The organism is Planococcus sp. BI3 (assembly GCF_056680115.1).
The window spans coordinates 222,527-244,455 of the sequence record NZ_CM155266.1; the positions used below are offsets into that span (position 1 = coordinate 222,527).

Genomic DNA, 21,929 nt, shown 5'->3' on the forward strand with positions numbered 1-21,929 from the left:
GGAAAGTACATTATGTACTTTCCTTTCTTTTTCTGCCTGCTTCATATATACGCGCTCTTGCGCTTTTCTTAAATCACTACCACGAAGGGGATAATTATGACAAACCAGCAAGACCCTAAAATGCGATTCAAAATGCTGCTTCAGCATCTCGACTTAACGGACGATGTACATATGCCCTTTTTCGAAGAGGCTGAACTGACACGGATGACGGTCCATAAAAAAGAGCGGTCATGGAAATTCCTTGTGAAACTGAAGAATATCCTGCCTGTCGATTTGTACTTATTATTAAAAGAACGACTTTATAGCACGTTTTCCCCGATTGCTTCAATTCAATTGAATATCGAGTCAAATCAGGAGACGGCGCAGGAAGCCCTGGTCTTGTCCTACTGGAAATACGCTGTCGAAGAACTGGCGGACATGGCACCCCCACTGCGGGAACGGCTCTTGTCACAGGCGCCAGTCTGGAATGGCAATAAGCTGTTATTGTTATGCAACCACGAACATGAAATGATGGCTTTAAAATCAAAATACAGCGAAAAATTAGCAGGCGTATACCGCCAGTTCGGCTTTCCCCATGTGGCAATCGATTTTCAGCTGTCAGATGAAAACCAGGAAGCAGCACATGAAGCCTTTATGGTGGAACGCCGCCGAGAAGAAGAGGAAATGGCAAATAAAGCCTTATCCGACATGAAGAAGCGGGAGACGAACCGCAAAGAAAATGGCACTCCATCTGGTCCATTCCAAATGGGTACGGCCATCAAACCGGATGAAAATATAGTCGAAATCAAATCCATTGTGGACGAAGAACGCCGAGTGACCATTGAAGGTTATGTCTTTGATGCGGAAGTGAGAGAGCTTCGGAGCGGCCGTTCCCTATTGACGGTGAAGATTACAGATTACACCGATTCGATTCTCGTGAAGATGTTCTCCCGTGACAAAGAAGATGCTGAACTCATGGCCAATGCCAAAAAAGGCATGTGGCTAAAAGCACGCGGCTCGATTCAAACCGACACCTTTGTCCGCGATTTGGTGATGATGGCACAGGATATGGTGGAAATCAAACCGGTGCTTCGCCTGGATACGGCAGAAGAGAAACGCGTTGAATTGCATCTGCATACGCCGATGAGCCAAATGGACGCAGTTTCGTCTGTCGAATCCCTGGTCAGCCAAGCCGCCAGATGGGGCCATCCCGCAATTGCCATAACGGATCATGCCGGCGTCCAATCCTTCCCGGATGCCTATGCTGCCAGCAAAAAGCATGGCATCAAAGCGATTTTTGGATTGGAAGCGAATTTAGTCGATGACGGAGTGCCGATTGCGTATGAAGAGCGCCATGCGTTATTGGAAGAAGAGACTTTTGTGGTGTTTGACTTGGAGACGACAGGCTTATCTGCTGTCTACGATACGATCATTGAACTCGCTGCCGTGAAGATCAAAGGCGGCCAAATCATCGATAAATTTGAGAGCTTTGCCAATCCGCACCATGAGCTGTCGTCGACAACGGTAGATTTGACCGGTATCACCGACGACATGGTCAAGAATGCACCGGAAGTGGAAGAAGTAATCCGCAAATACCACGAATGGGCAGGCGACCATATTATGGTTGCCCATAATGCTTCATTCGACATGGGCTTCTTGTATGTCTGCTATAAAAAATTCGGCATTGAGAAAAAGCACGCGACCATCGATACATTGGAACTTGCACGCATGCTTCATCCAGAACTGAAAAATCACCGTTTGAACACATTAGCCAAGAAATTCGGCATCGAGCTGACCCAGCATCACCGGGCCATCTATGATACCGAAGCCACTTCGTATTTGTTGACGCACCTTTTAAAAGAAGCCGATCAAAAAGGCATACTGTACCACGACCAGATCAACGATTATGTCGGCAGCGGCGACGCTTATAAACGGTCGCGTCCGACGCATTGCACATTGCTGGCACAAAATGACGAAGGGCTGAAAAACCTCTTCAAATTGGTGTCCGCTTCGCACATCGATTATTTCTACCGGGTGCCCAGAATTCCGCGTTCACTGCTGCAAAAGCATCGGAAAGGGCTTCTGGTCGGTTCCGGCTGTGACAAAGGCGAAGTTTTTGAAGCAGTCATGCAAAAGTCGATGGAAGAAGTCGAAAAGGCAGCTCAATTCTACGATTATTTAGAGGTTCATCCGAAAGAAGTCTATTCCCATTTGATTGAACGGGAAATGATTCGTGATGAATGGAATTTAGAGGACATCATCCGCAAATTGGTGAAAATCAGCCGCAAATTGGAAATTCCGCTGGTGGCCACAGGCAATGTCCATTACCTGGATGAAACGGATGCGATTTTCCGTCAGGTGCTTATTGGATCTCAAGGCGGGGCAAACCCGCTGAACCGCCAGAAATTGCCGAAGGTCCATTTCAGAACGACCAATGAAATGCTGGATGCTTTTGACTTTCTTGGTGCTGAAACGGCACATGAACTGGTAGTGGAAAACTCGGTTAAAATTTCCGGAATGATTGATGTCGTCAAGCCGATCAAAGATGAATTGTATACACCGAAAATTGAAGGCGCTGATGAAGAGGTCCGGGAATTGAGCTACGACATGGCTCGCCAGATTTACGGAACACCGTTGCCTGAAATTGTGGAAGCGCGCATTGAAAAAGAATTGAAGTCCATCATCGGACATGGCTTTGCGGTCATCTACCTGATTTCGCATAAGCTCGTCAAGAAATCCCTGGACGATGGCTATCTGGTTGGATCCCGTGGGTCGGTTGGTTCTTCGCTGGTTGCGACATTGACTGAAATCACCGAAGTCAATCCCTTGCCGCCGCATTATATTTGCAGGAAATGCAAAAAATCGGAGTTCTTTAATGATGGTTCAGTCAGTTCCGGATTTGACTTGAAAGACAAGAACTGTCCGGATTGCGATGTTCCGTATCAAAAAGAAGGCCAGGATATTCCGTTTGAAACCTTCCTCGGATTTAAAGGAGACAAGGTTCCCGATATTGATTTGAACTTCAGTGGTGAATACCAGGCAGTTGCCCATAATTACACGAAGGAATTATTCGGGGAAGATAATGTCTTCCGCGCAGGAACCATTGGTACAGTTGCAGAAAAAACTGCCTACGGCTATGTCCGCGGCTATGCCAACGACCGGGAGATGACTTTGCGGGGCGCAGAAATCGACCGCCTGGTACAAGGCTGTTCGGGCGTCAAGCGCAGTACCGGCCAGCATCCCGGGGGCATCATCGTTGTCCCTGATTACATGGACATCTATGATTTCACGCCAATCCAATTCCCGGCCGATGCCCAGGATTCCGAGTGGAAGACGACGCATTTTGATTTCCATTCCATCCACGATAATCTATTGAAACTCGACATACTCGGGCACGATGATCCGACAGTGATCCGCATGCTCCAGGATCTGTCAGGGATCGATCCGAAGACCATCCCGACCGATGATCCGGAAGTGATGAAAATTTTTGCCGGGCCAGAATCACTCGGTGTCACCAAAGAGCAGATCGGCTGTAAAACAGGTACGCTTGGAATTCCGGAATTCGGTACGCGCTTTGTACGCCAGATGCTGGAGGAAACGAAACCGAACACCTTCTCTGAGCTGGTCCAGATTTCCGGGCTTTCCCACGGAACGGATGTATGGCTGAGCAATGCGCAGGAACTGATCCAAAACGGCACCTGCCAGCTGTCCGATGTAATCGGCTGCCGGGATGATATCATGGTCTACTTGATCTATCAGGGGCTTGAATCTTCATTGGCATTTAAAATCATGGAATCCGTCCGTAAAGGGAAAGGGTTAACGCCTGAATTTGAAGAAGCCATGAAAAAAGAAGGTGTGCCGAACTGGTACATTGAATCCTGCAAGAAGATCAAGTATATGTTCCCGAAAGCGCACGCAGCGGCTTATGTCTTGATGGCTGTGCGGATTGCTTACTTTAAAGTGCATTTCCCGGTTCTTTATTACGCAGCCTACTTTACTGTTCGGGCAGAAGATTTTGATGTCAATGCCATGGCTAAGGGGTCACACTCGATCCGTGCCGTAATTGATGACATCAACTCTAAAGGTCTGGAAGCATCAACAAAAGAGAAGAACCTGTTGACGGTTATGGAATTGACGCTGGAAATGGTCGAGCGCGGCTATGCTTTCCAGAAGGTGGATCTGTATAAATCATCTGCGGATCAATTTATCATTGATGGCAACAGCTTGATTCCCCCTTTCAATGCCATTCCGGGATTGGGGACGAATGCAGCGAAATCAATTGTTGCCGCCCGTGAGCATGGTGAATTCCTGTCCAAGGAAGATCTGCAGCAGCGTGGCCGCGTTTCGAAAACAATCATCGAATACATGGATGATCTCGGCTGTCTGGAAGGGATGCCTGACGCCAACCAGCTGTCCCTTTTCTAGCCAGTTGCACCACGGTGCCGTTTGTGGTATTATTGTAGTAACATTTACTGATAGCTCTGTCGCAGAAGAGTGGGTTCTCCCGCTCTTTTCTGTTTGTTATGGCATAAAATTGGCGGGAGGCATATATGAGCAAAATTACAGAACAAATCGAGAAGATAGCACAGCCCATCACCAGTGAATTAGCACTGGAACTAGTAGATGTGGAATTCCTGAAAGAGGGACGCAACTGGTTTTTACGGGTATATGTAGACAATCCGGAAGCACCGATTGATATTGATCAATGTGCTTTGGTAAGTGAAAAGTTAAGTGAAATCCTGGATCAATTAGATCCGATTGAACAAAACTATTTCCTGGAAGTTTCATCTCCAGGGGCAGAACGTCCGTTGAAAAAGGAAAAAGATTTCGAGAAAGCTATCGGTAAGTTTATTTATATCAAAACCTATGAGCCGATTGAAGATGCGAAAGAATTTGAAGGCTATTTAAAATCTTATGACGATGAACAAGTGGAAATTGAAATTAAAATCAAGACACGCAGAAAAATAATCACCTTTCCGAAAGACAAGATTGCCGTTATCCGTTTGGCCATTGATTTTTCTGTTAAACCTGATTGAAGAACCTGGGAGTGAATAAAATGAGCAGTGAGTTATTGGATGCTTTTGAAGTATTAGAGAAACAAAAAGGGATTTCACGTGAGGTCCTGATTGAAGCGATTGAAGCGGCTTTGGTAACAGCTTATAAACGGAATTTTAACCAAGCACAGAACGTCCGTGTAGATTTGAACTTGGACACAGGCACGATGTTGGTTTATTCACGTAAAGACGTTGTGGAGGAAGTTGAAGATGAACGCCTTCACATTTCGTTGGAAGATGCCAAAGTCATCAATCCGGCCTATGAGCTGGGAGATATCGTGGAAGAAGAAGTAACACCACGCAATTTTGGGCGTATTGCTGCTCAAACAGCAAAACAAGTGGTTACACAACGTGTACGTGAAGCGGAACGCGGCTTGATCTATGAGGAGTTTGTTGATCGTGCAGACGATATCGTCAATGGTATTGTTGAGCGTATGGACCCACGCAACTTATATGTAGGCCTTGGCAAAGTTGAAGCTGTGCTGCCGCAGACAGAGCAAATGCCGAATGAACATTACAAGCCGCATGACCGCATCAAAGTGTATATCACGAAAGTGGAGCGCACGACACGCGGACCGCAAGTATTTGTTTCACGTACACACCCAGGTTTGCTTCGCCGTTTATTTGAAAATGAAGTGCCTGAAATCTACGATGGCATTGTTGAAATCAAGTCAATCGCACGTGAAGCTGGAGACCGTTCGAAAATCTCTGTTTTTGCACACCGCGACGACATCGATCCAGTTGGTTCATGTGTTGGATCTAAAGGTGGCCGTGTTCAGACGATCGTCAATGAGTTGAGCGGAGAAAAAATTGACATCGTGGAATGGTCAGAAGAACCGGTTATTTTTGTAGCGAATGCGCTTAGCCCGTCAAAAGTATTGGACGTACAGGTGAATGAAGATGCAAAATCGACTACGGTTGTCGTTCCTGATTATCAATTATCTCTTGCAATCGGCAAACGCGGACAAAACGCCCGTTTGGCGGCAAAATTAACTGGCTGGAAAATAGACATTAAAAGCGAAACAGACGCTCGTGAACTTGGGATTTACCCGAACCCGAACGCTGATATCGAATTAGTGGAATCCGGTGAAGAACTGGACGACTTTGATTTTTACGAAGAAAAAGAATAATGTAGAAAAGGTGATGTCCGTTGGCTCTGCAAAAGAAAATTCCATTACGAAAGTGTGTAGCTACAGGCGAGATGCATCCTAAAAAGGAAATGATCCGCATTGTCCGTTCAAAAGAAGGCGAAGTCGCCGTTGATTTGACAGGCAAGAAATCAGGACGCGGCGCATACCTTTCGAAATCGGAAGATGCCATCGCGACTGCCCGTAAAAGGAAAGTGCTGGACAAGCAATTGGAAGTCAAGATTCCAGACGAAATCTATGATGAGTTAATTCGCGTCGTTCTCAGAGAGCAGTTGAAATAATGACTAAACAAAAAATTCTTCAATTACTGGGATTGGCAACACGTGCACGAATGACCATTTCCGGTGAAGAAATGACCGTGAACGAAGTTCGAAAAGGCAAAGCGAAATTAGTGATACTATCTGAAGATGCTTCAGATAACACCAGTAAGAAATTGCAGGATAAATGTAAATCGTATGGAGTGGACCTTCATGTTTTTGGGTCCCGTTTCGAGTTGGGACATGCGATAGGCAAAGAAGAGCGGGTAGTAATTGCAATCACAGATAAAGGATTTGCAAAGAAAATAACCAGCTTATATGAAGAAATTAATCGGGGGCGAGCAGATGACCAAAATTCGAGTACATGAATACGCAAAGAAGGTAGACAAGCCAAGCAAAGAGATTATTAATGAGCTGTCTAAGCTTAATATTACGGTACAAAACCATATGGCAACATTAGAAGACAATGCTGTAACGAAATTAGACAGCATCTACAAAAATGCTTCAGCTGGACAGCGTCCACAAACGCAATCCCGACCACCAAGCCAAGGACAATCCCGTCCGCAAGGCAGCAGCCAGTCACGTCCATCAGGCCAGGGACAATCCCGTCCATCACAGGGCGGCCAGTCACGTCCATCAGGCCAAGGGCAATCCCGTCCGCAAGGCGGCCAGTCGCGTCCATCTGGACAAAGCCAGTCGCGTCCGGCAGCAGCACCGAGTATAGGGCAGTCCCGTTCACAGGGAAATGGCCAACGACCAACTGCTGCACCAGCAAAATCAGGATCGAACTTCACTCCAAAAGCAGCTAAACCTACGGCAGGTCCAGGCCAACGTTCTTCAGGACGTCCAGGTGGCGGGAACCGCAGCGGCTTCCAAAACCGCAACCGCAAAGGAAAGCAGCAGCAACCGGTAAATCCGTTGCCGCCAATGCCGAAAAGAGAAAAAGAACTGCCGGCTAAAATCACGTTCAGTGAGTCATTGACGGTAGCAGAGCTTGCAAAAAAATTAGGGCGTGAGCCTTCTGAAATCATCAAAAAATTGTTCATGCTTGGTGTAATGGCTACCATTAACCAAGAGTTGGACAAAGATGCGATTGAATTAATTTGTGCTGAATATGAGGTTGAAGTGGAAGAAGAGATCTTAGTAGATAAAACGGATCTTGAAGTTTACTTTGAACCTGAAGACGAAAGCCTAAACCAAGAGCGTCCGCCGGTAGTGACCATCATGGGGCACGTTGACCATGGTAAAACCACTTTGCTTGATTCGATCCGCCACACGAAAGTGACTGCTGGAGAAGCAGGCGGAATCACACAGCACATTGGCGCTTATCAGGTTGTTGACGACAACGGCAAGAAAATCACGTTCCTTGATACTCCTGGCCACGCCGCGTTTACGACGATGCGTGCACGTGGAGCAAAAGTGACCGACCTTGCAATTATTGTTGTTGCAGCAGACGATGGCGTTATGCCGCAAACGGTTGAAGCGATCAACCATGCCAAAGCAGCAGAAGTTCCAATTATCATTGCAGTCAACAAAATGGATAAGCCAAGTGCAAATCCTGACCGTGTGATGCAGGAATTGACTGAACACGGATTAGTAGCTGAAGCTTGGGGCGGCGATACGATTTTCGTACCGATTTCCGCTTTGACCGGCGATGGCATTGATTCGTTGCTTGAAATGATCCTTCTTGTATCTGAAGTTGGAGAATTAAAAGCCAATCCTGCGCGCCGTGCAATTGGTACAGTTATTGAAGCAGAGCTTGATAAAGGCCGTGGCTCAGTAGCTACACTTCTTGTTCAGGATGGTACCTTGAAAGTTGGAGACCCGATTGTTGTCGGAAACACATTTGGCCGCGTTCGCGCCATGGTTTCTGATATCGGCCGCCGCGTAAAAGAAGCAGGTCCATCAACGCCAGTGGAAATTACTGGTTTGAATGATGTACCGCAAGCAGGAGACCGCTTTGTCGTCTTTGAAGATGAGAAAACAGCTCGCCAGGTTGGAGAAACTCGTGCGACGTCAGCGCTTCAAGTTCAGCGTTCTGAAAAAACACGGGTAACGCTTGATAACTTGTTTGATCAATTGAAACAAGGCGAAATGAAAGAATTGAACTTGATCGTCAAAGCTGATGTTCAAGGTGCCGTTGAAGCAATGGCTGCATCCCTTCTGAAAATCGATGTAGAAGGCGTCAACGTGAAAATCATCCATACAGGCGCTGGTGCCATCACGGAATCTGATGTTTCATTGGCAGCTGCATCAAATGCCATCGTCATCGGTTTCAACGTTCGTCCGGATGCAAACGCGAAACGCGCTGCTGATGCAGAAGGCGTAGACATCCGTTTGCACCGCATCATCTATAAAGTGATCGAAGAAATTGAATTCGCAATGAAAGGGTTGCTTGACCCTGAATTCGAAGAAAAAATCATTGGACAAGCTGAAGTCCGCAGCACGTTCAAAGTATCTAAAGTCGGAACCATTGCCGGAAGCTATGTAACAGAAGGCAAAATCACCCGTAACAGTGGTGTCCGCGTCATCCGTGAAGGCATTGTTGTTTTTGAAGGTGAGATTGATACATTGAAACGCTTTAAAGACGATGCAAAAGAAGTGGCTAAAGGCTACGAATGCGGTATTACCATCAAAAACTTCAATGATGTGAAAGAATTGGATATCATCGAAGCGTACGTTATGGAAGAAATCGAACGCAAATGATCCTGTACATGGAATGCGAGTTCTACATTCCAACGGCACATTCGCTAAAAGATAAGCGGGCAGTTGTGAAAAGCATGCTGACCCGCAGCAGACAGAAATTCAACGTTTCCGCAGCAGAGATTGATCACCAAAATGTTTGGCAACGGACCCGTATCGCCTTTGTTATCGTTTCTTCATCGAAAGAAATGGCGGACAAGGAAATGGCGCAAGTTCTCTACTATTTGGAAAGCAATCCTGCTTGGGAATGCTTGGAGATTGAAAAAGAATATTTGTAAGATCGAGGTGGATTAGCAATGACAATGCGCGCGAATCGTGTAGCTGAGCAGATGAAAAAAGAGCTTAGCGATATCATCAGCCGAAAACTGAAAGATCCACGTATCGGATTTGTCACTGTAACAGATGTTGAAGTTACAGGAGATCTCCAGCAGGCAACTGTATATATCAGCGTGTTAGGCGAAGACCATGCAAAAGAACAGACATTGCTTGGGTTGACGAAGTCAAAAGGATTTATCCGTTCTGAAATTGGACAGCGGATCCGTCTCCGTAAAACTCCTGAATTGTCGTTTGAAATTGATTCATCGGTTGCGTACGGCAATCGGATCGACAGTTTATTGCGTGATATTCAAGTACCAAAAGAAGATTAAAAAGAGCCTGCTGTCTATTCTAGATAGCGGGCTTTTTTTTGCATCAAGCAAAGGAGCTAAGGCATATGGCATTAAACGGAATTCTACCCTTATGGAAAGAAAAAGGAATGACATCTCACGATTGTGTCTTTAAACTGAGAAAAATTCTTCAGACAAAAAAAGTTGGACATACGGGAACGCTGGATCCCGAAGTGGATGGCGTGTTGCCGATCTGCATCGGCAACACGACGAAAGTAGCGGAGTACATCACAGACCAGGGAAAAACCTATGAAGCTGAAGTGACAATCGGCCATTCGACTGAAACGGAAGACGCCACGGGGGAGACTGTGGATACGGATGCCTCAGAGAAGCTTATTACACGCGACCAAGTGGCTGAGGTCCTGCTGGGGTTGACAGGCAACATCAAACAGATTCCGCCGATGTATTCTGCAGTTAAAGTGAACGGCAAAAAACTTTATGAATATGCACGCCAGGGAATTGCTGTTGAGCGGCCAGAACGCATCGTCAGGATCGACTCAATCGAGTTGATGGACGACGATCAGCAATGGGCAGGACAGGAGATCAAATTCAACATCCGCATCCGCTGCGGCAAAGGAACTTATATCCGAACACTTGCAGTGCAAATCGGTCAGGCATTGGGATATCCTGCGCATATGTCGAGGCTGACACGGACAGAGTCCGGGAAATTCAGCAAAAAAGATTGCGTAACACTTGCCGAAGTGGCTGAACTTGCCCAAAATGGAGATATCGGTGATATTTTGAAACCGCTCAGCTATGGTTTAAGTGCATTTCCGTTTATGGAAATTGAGTCTAAACAGATTTTTGCTGTGAAAAATGGCCAGGTTTTGGCGCGTCATGCCATACTCGACCAAATGGGATTTGTGGTGTTGACGGTTCAGGGAGTTCCTGTAGCGCTCTATAAAAACCATCCTGAAAAAGCGGACAAGATGAAACCTGAAAAAATGTTCGGTTTTCCGACAGCGGACGAGGTGTAATATGAAAATAATCCATTTAAGTTATCCGATTCACGTAAAACCCGATGTCGAAACTGGTCCCTTATCATTGGCGCTCGGTTTTTTCGACGGGGTACATAAAGGGCATCAGCGTGTCATAGATGCAGCAATCGAACAGGCAGAAAAAAAGGGCGTTAAATCAGCAGTGATGACCTTCGACCCGCACCCTTCATTGGTTTTGGGGGGCAGGAAGGAAGAGGTATTCTACATTACGCCGATGCAGCAGAAGATGGAAATCCTGGAGGGGATGGGCGTTGATTATTGCTTTATCGTCCGTTTTACTTCAGAATTCGCCAAACTGACACCTGAAGAATTCATCAAATTCTTTATTGTAGGCCTTAACGTGGCGCATGTCACAGCAGGATTTGATTTTTCATTCGGCAGTAAAGGAAAAGGCGATATGGCATTAATGAAGCAAATAGGAGAAGGCCATTACGGCGTCAGCGTTGTTGATAAGCTGGAAGACGGCAATGAAAAAATCAGTTCGACGCGCATCCGTGAATTATTGAAGCAGGGCGTAGTCGAAGAGGTCTGCCATCTGCTGGGTCGGCCGTTCCGGGTATTAGGCACTGTGGTAAATGGCGATAAACGAGGGCGCACGATCGGTTTTCCGACAGCCAATGTGGAACCGGAGCTCGGTGCGGTCGTACCGAGCCGCGGCGTCTATGCGGTGAAGATTCAAGTGCAGGGCCAGTACCATAACGGTGTCTGCAACATCGGTTACAAGCCCACCTTCAACAATCCGGATATTAAAAAACAAGTCATCGAAGTCCATATCCTCGATTTTGATAAATCAATCTACGGAGAAATGGTGGAAGTCGAATGGCATGAACGGATTCGGGATGAACAGAAATTTTCTGGCATCGACGAGCTGAAGGCACAAATTCAGCGGGACAAAGAGACGGCGGAACAGTTTTTTGCAGGCATTAATTGATCGATGCAGTTGATTTCGGAAAAGCCTTATGCTATTATTTATGAGTACTGAATGTACTAACCGTTGCTTGGCAAATCGAATCACCAACGTTTGCTCGGTAATTGGGGATATCAGAAATTAGGAGGTGGAAACAGTATGGCAATCACACAAGAACGTAAAAATGAATTGATCAATGAATACAAAGTGCATGACACTGATACTGGGTCTGCAGAAATTCAAATCGCCATTCTTACAGAAGACATCAACAACTTGAATGAGCACTTACGTACTCACAAAAAAGATCATCACTCACGTCGTGGTCTATTCAAAATGGTTGGACGCCGTCGTAACTTGCTGAAATACTTACGTGAAAACGAAGTAGCTCGCTACCGCGAGTTAATCGCAAGACTTGGCCTACGCCGTTAATAGTAAACAGTAAAAGCGGGATTCGTCCCGCTTTTTCTTTATGGATAAAACTTTAATCTATCGCATCGCATACCGGATGCTTTTTTGATACACTACTATTGGATACATATAGTCTATAGAAACAAGGTAAGAGAGAGGAGCTCGATATTATGGGGCAAACAAAAAAAGTCTACACACTTGATTGGGCAGGCCGCGAATTACAAGTTGAGGTCGGCCAATTGGCAAAACAAGCAAACGGAGCAGCATTGATCCGTTATGGCGATACAGCAGTTCTTTCTACTGCAACCGCTTCAAAAACTCCGAAACCATTGGATTTCTTCCCATTGACTGTAAACTACGAAGAGCGTCTTTACGCAGTAGGTAAAATCCCAGGCGGTTTCATCAAACGTGAAGGACGCCCTTCTGAAAAAGCGACCTTAACAAGCCGTTTGATCGACCGTCCGATCCGTCCGTTATTCCCGGATGGTTTCCGTAATGAAGTACAGGTCATTTCGATGGTCATGTCAGTAGATCAGGATTGTCCGTCAGAAATGGCTGCCATGTTCGGTTCTTCCCTGGCTTTGATGATCTCTGATATTCCTTTCGGCGGACCGATTGCCGGTGTAATCGTCGGCTTGATCGACGGGCAATACATCATCAACCCGACAAATGACCAGCTTGAGAAGAGCTCGATCAACTTGACGGTTGCCGGAACAAAAGATGCCGTCAACATGGTGGAAGCAGGAGCGAAAGAAGTTTCTGAAGAAATCATTTTGGAAGCCATTATGTTTGGCCACGAAGAAATCAAGAAATTGATCGCTTTCCAGGAACAGATTGCTGCAGAAGTCGGCAAAGAAAAAACCGATATCAAGCTTTATGAATTGGATGCAGAATTGACAGTATCCCTTAAAGAAGCTGTAGAAGCAGATCTGAACACAGCTGTTCAGATCAACGAAAAACAAGCGCGCAATGAAGCAATCGATGAAGTCAAAGCACGCGCAATGGCACCATACGAAGAATCGGATGACGCAGTGAAAAAACAGGCTGGCCAAATTCTTGATAAAATGGTCAAAGATGAAGTTCGCCGTTTGATCACTGATGAAAAAATCCGTCCGGATGGCCGTGGACCTTCTGAAATCCGTCCATTGTCTTCTGAAGTCGGCATTTTGAACCGTACACACGGTTCTGGTTTGTTCACGCGTGGACAGACACAGGCAATGAGCATCTGTACGCTGGGCGCTTTAGGTGATGTTCAAATCATCGATGGCCTCGGCATTGAAGATACAAAACGCTTTATGCACCATTACAATTTCCCGTTGTTCTCAGTAGGTGAAACCGGATTCCTTCGTGGACCTGGACGCCGCGAAATCGGCCACGGGGCACTTGGTGAACGCGCACTTGAAGCGGTCATCCCGAACGAAAAAGATTTCCCTTACACAATCCGCCTTGTTGCGGAAGTATTGGAATCCAACGGTTCGACTTCACAGGCAAGCATCTGTGCTTCAACGCTTGCGATGATGGATGCGGGTGTACCGTTGTCAGCTCCAGTTGCAGGCATTGCAATGGGACTGGTCAAAAAAGGCGATAACTATACTGTATTATCCGATATCCAAGGGATGGAAGATTATCTTGGCGATATGGACTTTAAAGTGGCTGGTACTGCTAAAGGCATCACAGCTCTTCAAATGGACATCAAGATCGACGGGCTTTCCCGTGAAATCTTGGAAGAAGCATTGGCACAGGCTCAAATCGGCCGTATCCACATCCTTGAATCGATGCTGGCGACAATTGCTGAACCAAGAACAACTCTTTCCAAGTTCGCACCTAAAATCATTATGGTGAAGATCAACCCTGACAAGATCCGTGACGTTATCGGACCTGGCGGCAAAGTGATCAACAAAATCATTGATGAAACAGGCGTTAAGATTGATACAGAGCAAGACGGCACCATCTTCATTTCATCGGTTGACGAAGAAATGAACGCAAAAGCAAAAGCGATGATCGAGAACATCGTGCGTGAAGCGAAAGTCGGCGAATATTACGAAGGCAAAGTGAAACGCATCGAGAAGTTCGGCGCATTCGTTGAATTGTTCACTGGCAAAGACGGACTTCTTCATATTTCTGAAATCCAGGAAGAACGGACGAAAGAAGTGGAAGATGTTCTGAAGATGGACCAGATCGTCCAAGTCAAAGTAATTGAAATTGACCGCCAAGGACGTGTAAACTTATCACGTAAGATTGTTTTGCAAGAACAAAAAGAAGCAGCTGAAAAACAAAACCAAGAATAATCAACTATTCAAATTGCCGACTTTGTCGGCAATTTTTTACTATGAGGAGGGACATGCACATGGTGACTACACATACTTGCAAAAACGGATTGCGCATCGTTTCTGAACATATCCCCCATTTTCATTCCGTAGCGGTAGGGGTCTTTGTCAATAATGGTTCCCGGGATGAATTGCCGGAAGAAAATGGCATTACCCATTTCATCGAACACATGCTGTTCAAAGGAACGGATTTGCGGACTGCCAAAGAAATTGCCCGGGAATTTGACCGTATCGGCGGCGATATTAACGCTTATACATCAAAAGAATACACCTGCTACTATGCAAAGGTATTGGATCATCATGCAGAGCACGCTGTAGCTGTTCTCGCTGATATGCTCTTCAATTCGCAGATGGATCCAGTGGAATTCGATAAGGAACGCCAGGTCATCCTTGAAGAAATCAGCATGACTGAAGACATGCCGGATGATGACGTTCATGAGCAGCTGTGGCGAGTCATGTATCCGCAGAATTCAATTGGCGCTCCAATACTCGGAACCGCTGAAACCCTTGCAAGCTTTACACCGGAAAAAATCCGCGATTACATGGATCAGCATTATACGCCATCCAATACCGTCGTTTCAGTGGCTGGCAACATTACACCAGCCTTATTGGAAGAGGTTGAAGCTTTATTTGGTAATTTTGAGAAGAAAGAGAACCCTAAAAAATATGAGCTGCCTACTTTTGCAGCAGGCTATTCATTAAAGAACAAGGAGACGGAACAGGGCCATTTATGCCTTGGGTTTCCGGGTCTGTCTTTAAATGATCCGGATATTTACAACGTCACCGTTTTGAACAATATTATCGGTGGCTCTATGTCTTCAAGGCTGTTCCAGGAAATTCGGGAACAACGCGGACTGGCCTATTCGATTTTCTCATACCATTCGGCTTATTCCGATCACGGAACTTTGGCGATTTATGGGGGAACTTCGGATGAGCAAATGGCTGAAATGCAGCAGGTGATCATGAACTTGCTGAAGGAATTAAAAAATGGCGGCATTACGCAACAGGAAATCACAGATTCGAAAGAGCAGCTGAAAGGCAGTTTGATGCTTGGGCTTGAAAGCACCAGCGCACGGATGAGCCGCAACGGCAGACACGAGTTGCTGCTGGGCAAACACCAGACTTATGACGAAGTGCTTACGCAAATCGATCAGGTATCACTTGAAAAAGTAGTCGCATTATTGGCGATTCTGGTGGAGTCACCAGCAGTTTCCATTATCCGCCCGAAAGAAGCTTCCCTAGTTTAGGGGAGCTTTTTTGTTATTTCGCCTCTTTAGCAGACTAAATTATGTTACAATAATTCAAATCATTATAGAAGGAGCGAATATTTTGAAAACATATAACGTAGCGATTATGGGATCAACTGGAGCAGTCGGGCAACAAATGAAAGAGCAGTTAGAGAAACGGAATTTTCCGGTAAAAGACATCGTCTTTTTATCCTCGAGCCGATCTGCCGGCAAAGAAATTGAATTTAACGGCAAGACATTCACCGTCCAGGAAGCAAAGCCGGAATCATTTGAAGGCATCGATATCGCCTTGTTCAGCGCAGGCGGCAGTGTTTCAGAAAAGTTCGCGCCGGAAGCTGTTAAGCGCGGGGCAATTGTCATCGATAACACCAGCGCGTTCCGTATGGACAAAGAAGTGCCACTCGTCGTGCCTGAAGTAAACAAAAGCGATCTGAGCCTCCACAAAGGGATCATCGCTAATCCAAACTGTTCCACCATCCAGATGGTCTGCGCATTGCAGCCGTTAAAAGAGCAATTCGGAATTACGAAAATTGTAGTGTCCACTTATCAGGCCGTTTCAGGTGCAGGTATTGATGCCATCAATGAATTGAAAGCGCAGGCCGCTGATTTTGATAATGCCAAAACGGCAGAAGCGGAAATGCTGCCGGTCAAATCAGCTAAACATCATTACCCGATTGCGTTCAATGTCATTCCTCAAATCGATCAATTCACCGACAATGGCTATACGTTCGAGGAAATGAAGATGATCAATGAAACCAAGAAAATCATGCACGATGATTCTTTGGCAGTCGCAGCTACATGTGTGCGTCTCCCAGTAGTTACAGGGCATTCAGAATCGGTCTATGTGGAGCTTGGAGAAACAGCAACTGTCGAGCAGGTGAAACAGGCAATGATGGACGCACCAGGCGTGGAGCTGATGGATGATCCGTCAAACCAAGTTTACCCAATGCCGTTGATGACAGCCGGCCTGGATGAAGTGTTCGTTGGACGTATCCGTCAGGACCTGGACAATCCGAATGGCTTCCACCTATGGGTTGTTTCGGACAATCTCGTCAAGGGCGCCGCTTTGAATTCGGTTCAGATTGCGGAAGCCTTAATCGAGGAAAATATCATTTAATGGAATGCTAACCCTTAAAATAAACCGGGCATCATGCCGGTTTATTTTTTTCTTTGGACTGTTTCCGGTGATTCCCGTATAATGAAGTCTATGGATGTGTACGGGTGAATTTTAGGAGGAAATAAATTGAGTAAAATTAAAAATGAAGTAATAAGAGTTATCCCTTTAGGCGGCGTCGGCGAGATCGGCAAAGCAATGTACGTAGTAGAAATTGACGAAGATCTGTTTGTTGTAGACAGTGGATTGATGTTCCCAGAAGGTGAGATGCTGGGTGTTGATATCGTCATTCCAGATATGACTTTCCTGGAAGAAAACAAAGACCGTGTCAAAGGAATCTTTTTGACGCATGGCCACGAGGATGCGATCGGTTCCATCGCTTATTTAATGAAAAAGATTCAAGCACCGGTTTACGGATCGAAATTGACGATTGCGTTAGCCAAAGAACATATTAAAGAACAAGGTTCTTTAAAGCATGTCAAATTCTTTGAAGTGACCAATAAGAGCCGCATGAACTTTGATAAAACGCATGTGACGTTCTTCCATACGACTCATAGTATTCCAGATGCACTTGGCATTGTCTTCCACACATCAGAAGGCGCCATCGTGCATACAGGAGAATTTAAGTTTGATCAATCAGCAAAAGGCAGCTATAGACCCGATATCGCAAAAATGGCGAAATTAGGGGAAGACGGCGTACTGATGCTGTTGTCTGATTCCACTGAAGCTGAACGCCCTGGTTATACCACTTCGGAAATTGTCGTTGCTGACCACATCTTGTCGGCATTTATTGCTGCAGAAGGCCGTGTAATGGTATCGCTGTATTCATCAAACTTTATCCGTATCCAACAAGTATTTGATATTGCAACAGCTACGGGCAAAAAAGTTGCTGTAGCCGGAAGAAGCCTGGAGAGCAGTTACGAAGTTGGTTTGCGCCTTGGCTATCTGACGGTCCATGAGGATACTGTCATTTCCTTGAAAGAACTGGAAAACTACCGCGATGATGAAGTTGTCATCATTGTTACCGGCAACCAGGGAGAGCCGCTTGAAGCATTGGACAAAATGGTCCGCAAGCAGCATAAAGATGTTAAAATTAAAGAAACAGATACTGTATTGATTACATTCACACCATCACCCGGTATGGAAGTTCCTATGTTTCAAACAATGAACAAATTGGCAAAAGCCGGAGCGAACGTTTTGACTTCAAGCAAAAAAGTCCACGTATCGGGCCACGGCAGCCAAGAAGACTTGAAAATGATGCTGAACATGATGAAGCCGAAGTATTTCATTCCCATCCAGGGTGAATACAAAATGCTGATCGCCCACTCCAAGTTGGCTCAACAAGTCGGTTTGCACAAGTCTGAAATCTTTATTGCTGACAAAGGCGATATCGTCGAATACAAAGGCGGCAAGGTCCGGATGAGCGGACGTGTTCCAGCCGGCAACGTCCTTATTGATGGAATCGGCATCGGGGATGTTGGAAATATTGTCTTGCGTGACCGTAAATTGCTGTCACAGGATGGAATTTTCATCGTCGTTGTTACGCTCAACCGCAAAGAGAAGAAGATTGCTTCCGGTCCTGAAATGATTTCACGCGGGTTTGTCTATGTCCGTGAATCAGAAGAGCTGATGGAGGAATCCACAAGACTTGTGCGCAAGGTCGTTGAAAAATACGTCACCAGAGATGCGTTCGAATGGAACAACATCAAACAGGAAATTCGCGATACATTGAATTCCTATTTATTCCAGCAAACAAAACGCCGTCCGATGATTATCCCGATTATTATGGAATACTAAGAAAAAAGAAAAAGGATTTCCATACCGAGTTATTCGGAGGAAATCCTTTTTCGATTATGGAGGAAACGAGGGATAGCTATGACCAGGGCTCGTACAACTACGAAAGCAAAACCAAAAGCAAGAGTGAAAGCAAAAACAAAAACAAAGCCGAAAAACAGGAAACGGCAACCGATGCCGTTAATCGCGTATGAAATAATTGGCTTGGTATTTTTGGGGATATCCGTATTAATGATGTTCCAGATAGGACCTATTGGCAGGGTATTATATAACATGGCTAAATATATGACTGGCTATATGGCTTTCCTGATTCCACTGGCACTTGTCTATGTAGCTGTTTACGTAATGGTTAAGCGTTCATGGCCAAAACCAAGGACGAAAATAGCGGTCGGATGGGCATTTGTATTAATCGGCATTTCACTGATCTGCCATTTGATCTGGGCAGCAGGCTCCATTTTGCCAATTACTTCATCCAATGTTATTTCTAATACGAACATCGCTACAAAAATGACCGGCACAATTTGGAACTCCTATTCAGCTACAGGAGGCGGAATCGTCGGTGCCTCTCTTTATAAATTGTTGCATGTATTATTCGATACAGCTGGCACGTGGATTGTCGCGATCATCATCTTGTCGATCGGCGCCATCATTTTAACAGGAAAAGCGGCAGCACCTTTTATTGCTGAAAAAATACCAAGTGTACGCCCGATGATTGATGGATTAGTGAGCCGCTTTCAGCGGGACGAGCCGAAAAAATTGCGTGCTCCCCGCAAAAAATCAGAACCTGAGCAAGTACTGGAGATCAATGAATCCTTAGCGTATGAAGAGGAAGATGAGGAAGAAGATCTTCTCTACCGGCCAAAACAGGAAGAGCCGATCATTTCGGCGTTTACTGAAAACGTTAAACCGAAGAAGGCAGAAGCTCCTCCGGAATCTGCAGCTGAACCTGAAACAGGTGAAATCCAGTTGATGTCGACTGCAGAAGAGCTGGAAAATGAAGAATACCAATTGCCGCCGCTCAGCTTGCTGACGCTGCCGCCGCATCACGACCAAAGCGGCGAGTATTCAGGCATCCAAAAAAATGCCAAGAAGCTTGAAAAAACCTTCCAAAGCTTTGGTGTTCGGGCGAAAGTGACACAGGTCCATTTAGGTCCCGCTGTCACCAAATACGAAGTCTTGCCGGATACTGGCGTCAAAGTGAGCAAAATTGTCAGTCTGCATGACGACCTGGCATTGGCATTGGCAGCCCGTGATATCCGTATTGAAGCGCCGATTCCAGGGAAGTCCGCAATCGGCATCGAAGTGCCCAACTCGGAAGTATCAATCGTCAGTCTGCGGGAAGTACTGGAATCAGAAGAAAACAACCGGCCGGATGCCAAGCTGTTGTTTGCGCTGGGCAGAGATGTTACCGGCCAGGCGGTAATGACCGAACTGAACAAAATGCCGCATTTGCTGGTTGCCGGTTCGACAGGCAGCGGGAAATCGGTGTGCATCAATGGCATCATCACGAGCATCATCATGCGCGCCAAACCGCATGAAGTGAAAATGATGATGATCGACCCGAAAATGGTCGAATTGAATGTCTACAATGGCATCCCACATCTGTTGGCGCCCGTTGTGACAGATCCGCGTAAAGCGGCACAGGCGCTGAAGAAAATCGTTTCAGAAATGGAAAGAAGATATGAGCTGTTTTCCCATACCGGTACCCGCAATATTGAAGGCTATAACGAATATGTGCGTGTCTTCAATGAAGAAAACGAAGACAAGCACCCGAAATTGCCGTTCATTGTAGTCATCGTCGACGAGCTGGCTGATTTGATGATGGTTGCTTCAAATGAAGTGGAAGATGCCATCACCCGTTTGGCTCAGATGGCCCGTGCGGCAGGGATCCACCTGATCATTGCCACGCAACGGCCAAGTGTCAACGTCATTACAGGGGTCATTAAGGCAAATATCCCATCCCGCATTTCCTTTGCCGTTTCATCATCCATCGATTCACGGACAATCCTGGATATGGGCGGTGCTGAAAAACTGCTGGGACGCGGAGATATGTTGTTCCTTGGAGCTGGCCAATCAAAACCGGTGCGTGTCCAAGGGGCATTTCTGTCTGATTCAGAAGTCGAGAAAATTGTCGACTTTGTCATCGAACAGCAAAAAGCACAATACCAGGAAGACATGATTCCAAGCGAAATTGATGATACCAAAATAGATGAAGAAACAGATGAAATCTATGATGATGCTGTGAAGATGGTCACGGAAATGCAGACAGCATCCGTTTCCATGCTGCAACGCCGCTTCCGTGTCGGCTATTCACGGGCTGCCCGCATCATAGACCAAATGGAGCAGCGTGGAGTAGTTGGGCCTTATGAAGGCAGCAAACCACGCACAGTATTAGTTCCAAAGCAGGAAGAATACTGAGCATTTGGGGTTTTTTTGTGACAAAATGATCAGTGTTTCTGGTTATAAGGAAATGAAAATTCGCTAAATTCGACAAATGGCTATTTATTTCATTTCAAATAAGTGGTATAGTAATTTTGATTAGTAGGAATGTTTTACATCAGATGTCTGATCTCTGTCATGGGTGGTGAATCGTATGACGATCAAATCGGATCATCGTGCTTTGTACCTTCAAGTGATCGATCGAATGAAACAGGATATTGCTGCGGGCGTCTACAAAGAAAAAGAGAAGTTGCCGTCCGAATTCGAATTATCGAAAACACTGGGAGTCAGCCGGGCGACTTTACGAGAAGCGCTTCGGTTGTTGGAAGAAGATAATATTATCGTCAGACGCCACGGAGTCGGGACGTTCGTCAATTCAAAACCTTTATTTTCTTCGGGGATTGAACAATTGACGAGTGTTTCCGACATGATCCGACAGGCAGGAATGGAACCCGGCGCTATCTATTTGAGCACGTCGGAGAGCCTTTCGTCTGAAGAAGATATAAAACGCTTTCATTGCACTGGCGATGATACTATTATTACTATTGAACGCGTCCGCACGGCAAATGGAGAGCCTGTCGTTTACTGTATCGACAAGGTACCTTCGGATTACTTGCCTGCAGATTTTTTAGGGCGCACAGAAAGTTCCATTTTTACGGCGATTGAGGAATCGGGGGACATTCATATATCCTATGCGGTGACATTTATCGATCCGACGGGATATCATGAAGAAGTTTCGCCAATACTGGAATGTGAACCGGAAACAGCATTGCTGGTATTAAAACAGCTCCATTACGATGAAGACGATCGCTTGGTGCTTTATTCAAAGAATTACTTCAGAGCTGATAAATTCAGCTTTCATGTGGTTCGCAAACGCGTGTAAAACATC

General features: G+C 45.8%; 17 protein-coding genes. All 17 read left to right on the forward strand.

What is annotated here, in order from left to right:
• The first annotated feature begins 96 nt into the window (after positions 1-96).
• The 17 genes from AC1MEO_RS01115 (at position 97) to AC1MEO_RS01195 (ending at position 21,923) form a co-directional block, all read left to right on the forward strand.
• Complete coding sequence (locus tag AC1MEO_RS01115; protein WP_480333795.1) at positions 97-4,404, forward strand: PolC-type DNA polymerase III; 4,308 nt, start codon at positions 97-99, stop codon at positions 4,402-4,404.
• 125 nt (positions 4,405-4,529) lie between these two features.
• On the forward strand, positions 4,530-5,015 hold the full coding sequence (gene rimP, locus AC1MEO_RS01120) for a ribosome maturation factor RimP (RefSeq protein ID WP_480333796.1): 486 nt from the start codon (positions 4,530-4,532) through the stop codon (positions 5,013-5,015).
• Between the two features lie 20 nt (positions 5,016-5,035).
• Positions 5,036-6,163 carry a transcription termination factor NusA gene (gene nusA / locus AC1MEO_RS01125; RefSeq protein ID WP_480333797.1) on the forward strand — a complete coding sequence of 376 codons (1,128 nt, stop codon included), beginning with the start codon at positions 5,036-5,038 and terminating at the stop codon, positions 6,161-6,163.
• Positions 6,164-6,183: 20 nt separating this feature from the next.
• Positions 6,184-6,462, forward strand: coding sequence for an RNase P modulator RnpM (gene rnpM, locus AC1MEO_RS01130; RefSeq protein ID WP_480333798.1), 279 nt, complete (start codon positions 6,184-6,186; stop codon positions 6,460-6,462).
• The gene (locus AC1MEO_RS01135) at positions 6,462-6,806 is read left to right on the forward strand and encodes a YlxQ family RNA-binding protein (RefSeq protein ID WP_480333799.1); all 345 of its coding nucleotides are present in this window, start codon (positions 6,462-6,464) and stop codon (positions 6,804-6,806) included. Before rnpM ends, AC1MEO_RS01135 begins: the two co-directional genes overlap by 1 nt.
• Positions 6,784-9,144 carry a translation initiation factor IF-2 gene (gene infB, locus AC1MEO_RS01140; protein WP_480333800.1) on the forward strand — a complete coding sequence of 787 codons (2,361 nt, stop codon included), beginning with the start codon at positions 6,784-6,786 and terminating at the stop codon, positions 9,142-9,144. Before AC1MEO_RS01135 ends, infB begins: the two co-directional genes overlap by 23 nt.
• Positions 9,141-9,419: a DUF503 domain-containing protein gene (locus AC1MEO_RS01145; RefSeq protein ID WP_480333801.1), complete on the forward strand. Its 279-nt coding sequence runs from the start codon at positions 9,141-9,143 to the stop codon at positions 9,417-9,419. The genes infB and AC1MEO_RS01145 overlap by 4 nt, the downstream gene beginning before the upstream one ends.
• A gap of 18 nt (positions 9,420-9,437) precedes the next feature.
• Positions 9,438-9,788, forward strand: coding sequence for a 30S ribosome-binding factor RbfA (gene rbfA, locus AC1MEO_RS01150; RefSeq protein ID WP_480333802.1), 351 nt, complete (start codon positions 9,438-9,440; stop codon positions 9,786-9,788).
• Positions 9,789-9,853: 65 nt separating this feature from the next.
• Positions 9,854-10,783 carry a tRNA pseudouridine(55) synthase TruB gene (gene truB, locus AC1MEO_RS01155; protein ID WP_480333803.1) on the forward strand — a complete coding sequence of 310 codons (930 nt, stop codon included), beginning with the start codon at positions 9,854-9,856 and terminating at the stop codon, positions 10,781-10,783.
• Position 10,784: 1 nt separating this feature from the next.
• Positions 10,785-11,735 (forward strand): riboflavin biosynthesis protein RibF, encoded by a 951-nt coding sequence (gene ribF, locus AC1MEO_RS01160; RefSeq protein ID WP_480333804.1) that lies wholly within the window; start codon positions 10,785-10,787, stop codon positions 11,733-11,735.
• A gap of 135 nt (positions 11,736-11,870) precedes the next feature.
• Positions 11,871-12,140, forward strand: coding sequence for a 30S ribosomal protein S15 (gene rpsO / locus AC1MEO_RS01165; RefSeq protein ID WP_142826542.1), 270 nt, complete (start codon positions 11,871-11,873; stop codon positions 12,138-12,140).
• A gap of 149 nt (positions 12,141-12,289) precedes the next feature.
• A complete protein-coding gene (gene pnp / locus AC1MEO_RS01170; protein ID WP_480333805.1) occupies positions 12,290-14,407 on the forward strand; it encodes a polyribonucleotide nucleotidyltransferase in 2,118 nt (705 codons plus the stop codon).
• Positions 14,408-14,466: 59 nt separating this feature from the next.
• Positions 14,467-15,693 carry a M16 family metallopeptidase gene (locus AC1MEO_RS01175; RefSeq protein WP_480333806.1) on the forward strand — a complete coding sequence of 409 codons (1,227 nt, stop codon included), beginning with the start codon at positions 14,467-14,469 and terminating at the stop codon, positions 15,691-15,693.
• A 79-nt stretch (positions 15,694-15,772) separates the two neighbouring features.
• Positions 15,773-16,810 carry an aspartate-semialdehyde dehydrogenase gene (locus tag AC1MEO_RS01180; protein WP_480335996.1) on the forward strand — a complete coding sequence of 346 codons (1,038 nt, stop codon included), beginning with the start codon at positions 15,773-15,775 and terminating at the stop codon, positions 16,808-16,810.
• 126 nt (positions 16,811-16,936) lie between these two features.
• A complete protein-coding gene (locus AC1MEO_RS01185) occupies positions 16,937-18,604 on the forward strand; it encodes a ribonuclease J (protein ID WP_480333807.1) in 1,668 nt (555 codons plus the stop codon).
• Positions 18,605-18,682: 78 nt separating this feature from the next.
• Positions 18,683-21,019 carry an FtsK/SpoIIIE family DNA translocase gene (locus tag AC1MEO_RS01190; protein ID WP_480333808.1) on the forward strand — a complete coding sequence of 779 codons (2,337 nt, stop codon included), beginning with the start codon at positions 18,683-18,685 and terminating at the stop codon, positions 21,017-21,019.
• Between the two features lie 175 nt (positions 21,020-21,194).
• Positions 21,195-21,923: a GntR family transcriptional regulator gene (locus tag AC1MEO_RS01195; RefSeq protein WP_480333809.1), complete on the forward strand. Its 729-nt coding sequence runs from the start codon at positions 21,195-21,197 to the stop codon at positions 21,921-21,923.
• Positions 21,924-21,929: the final 6 nt, after the last annotated feature.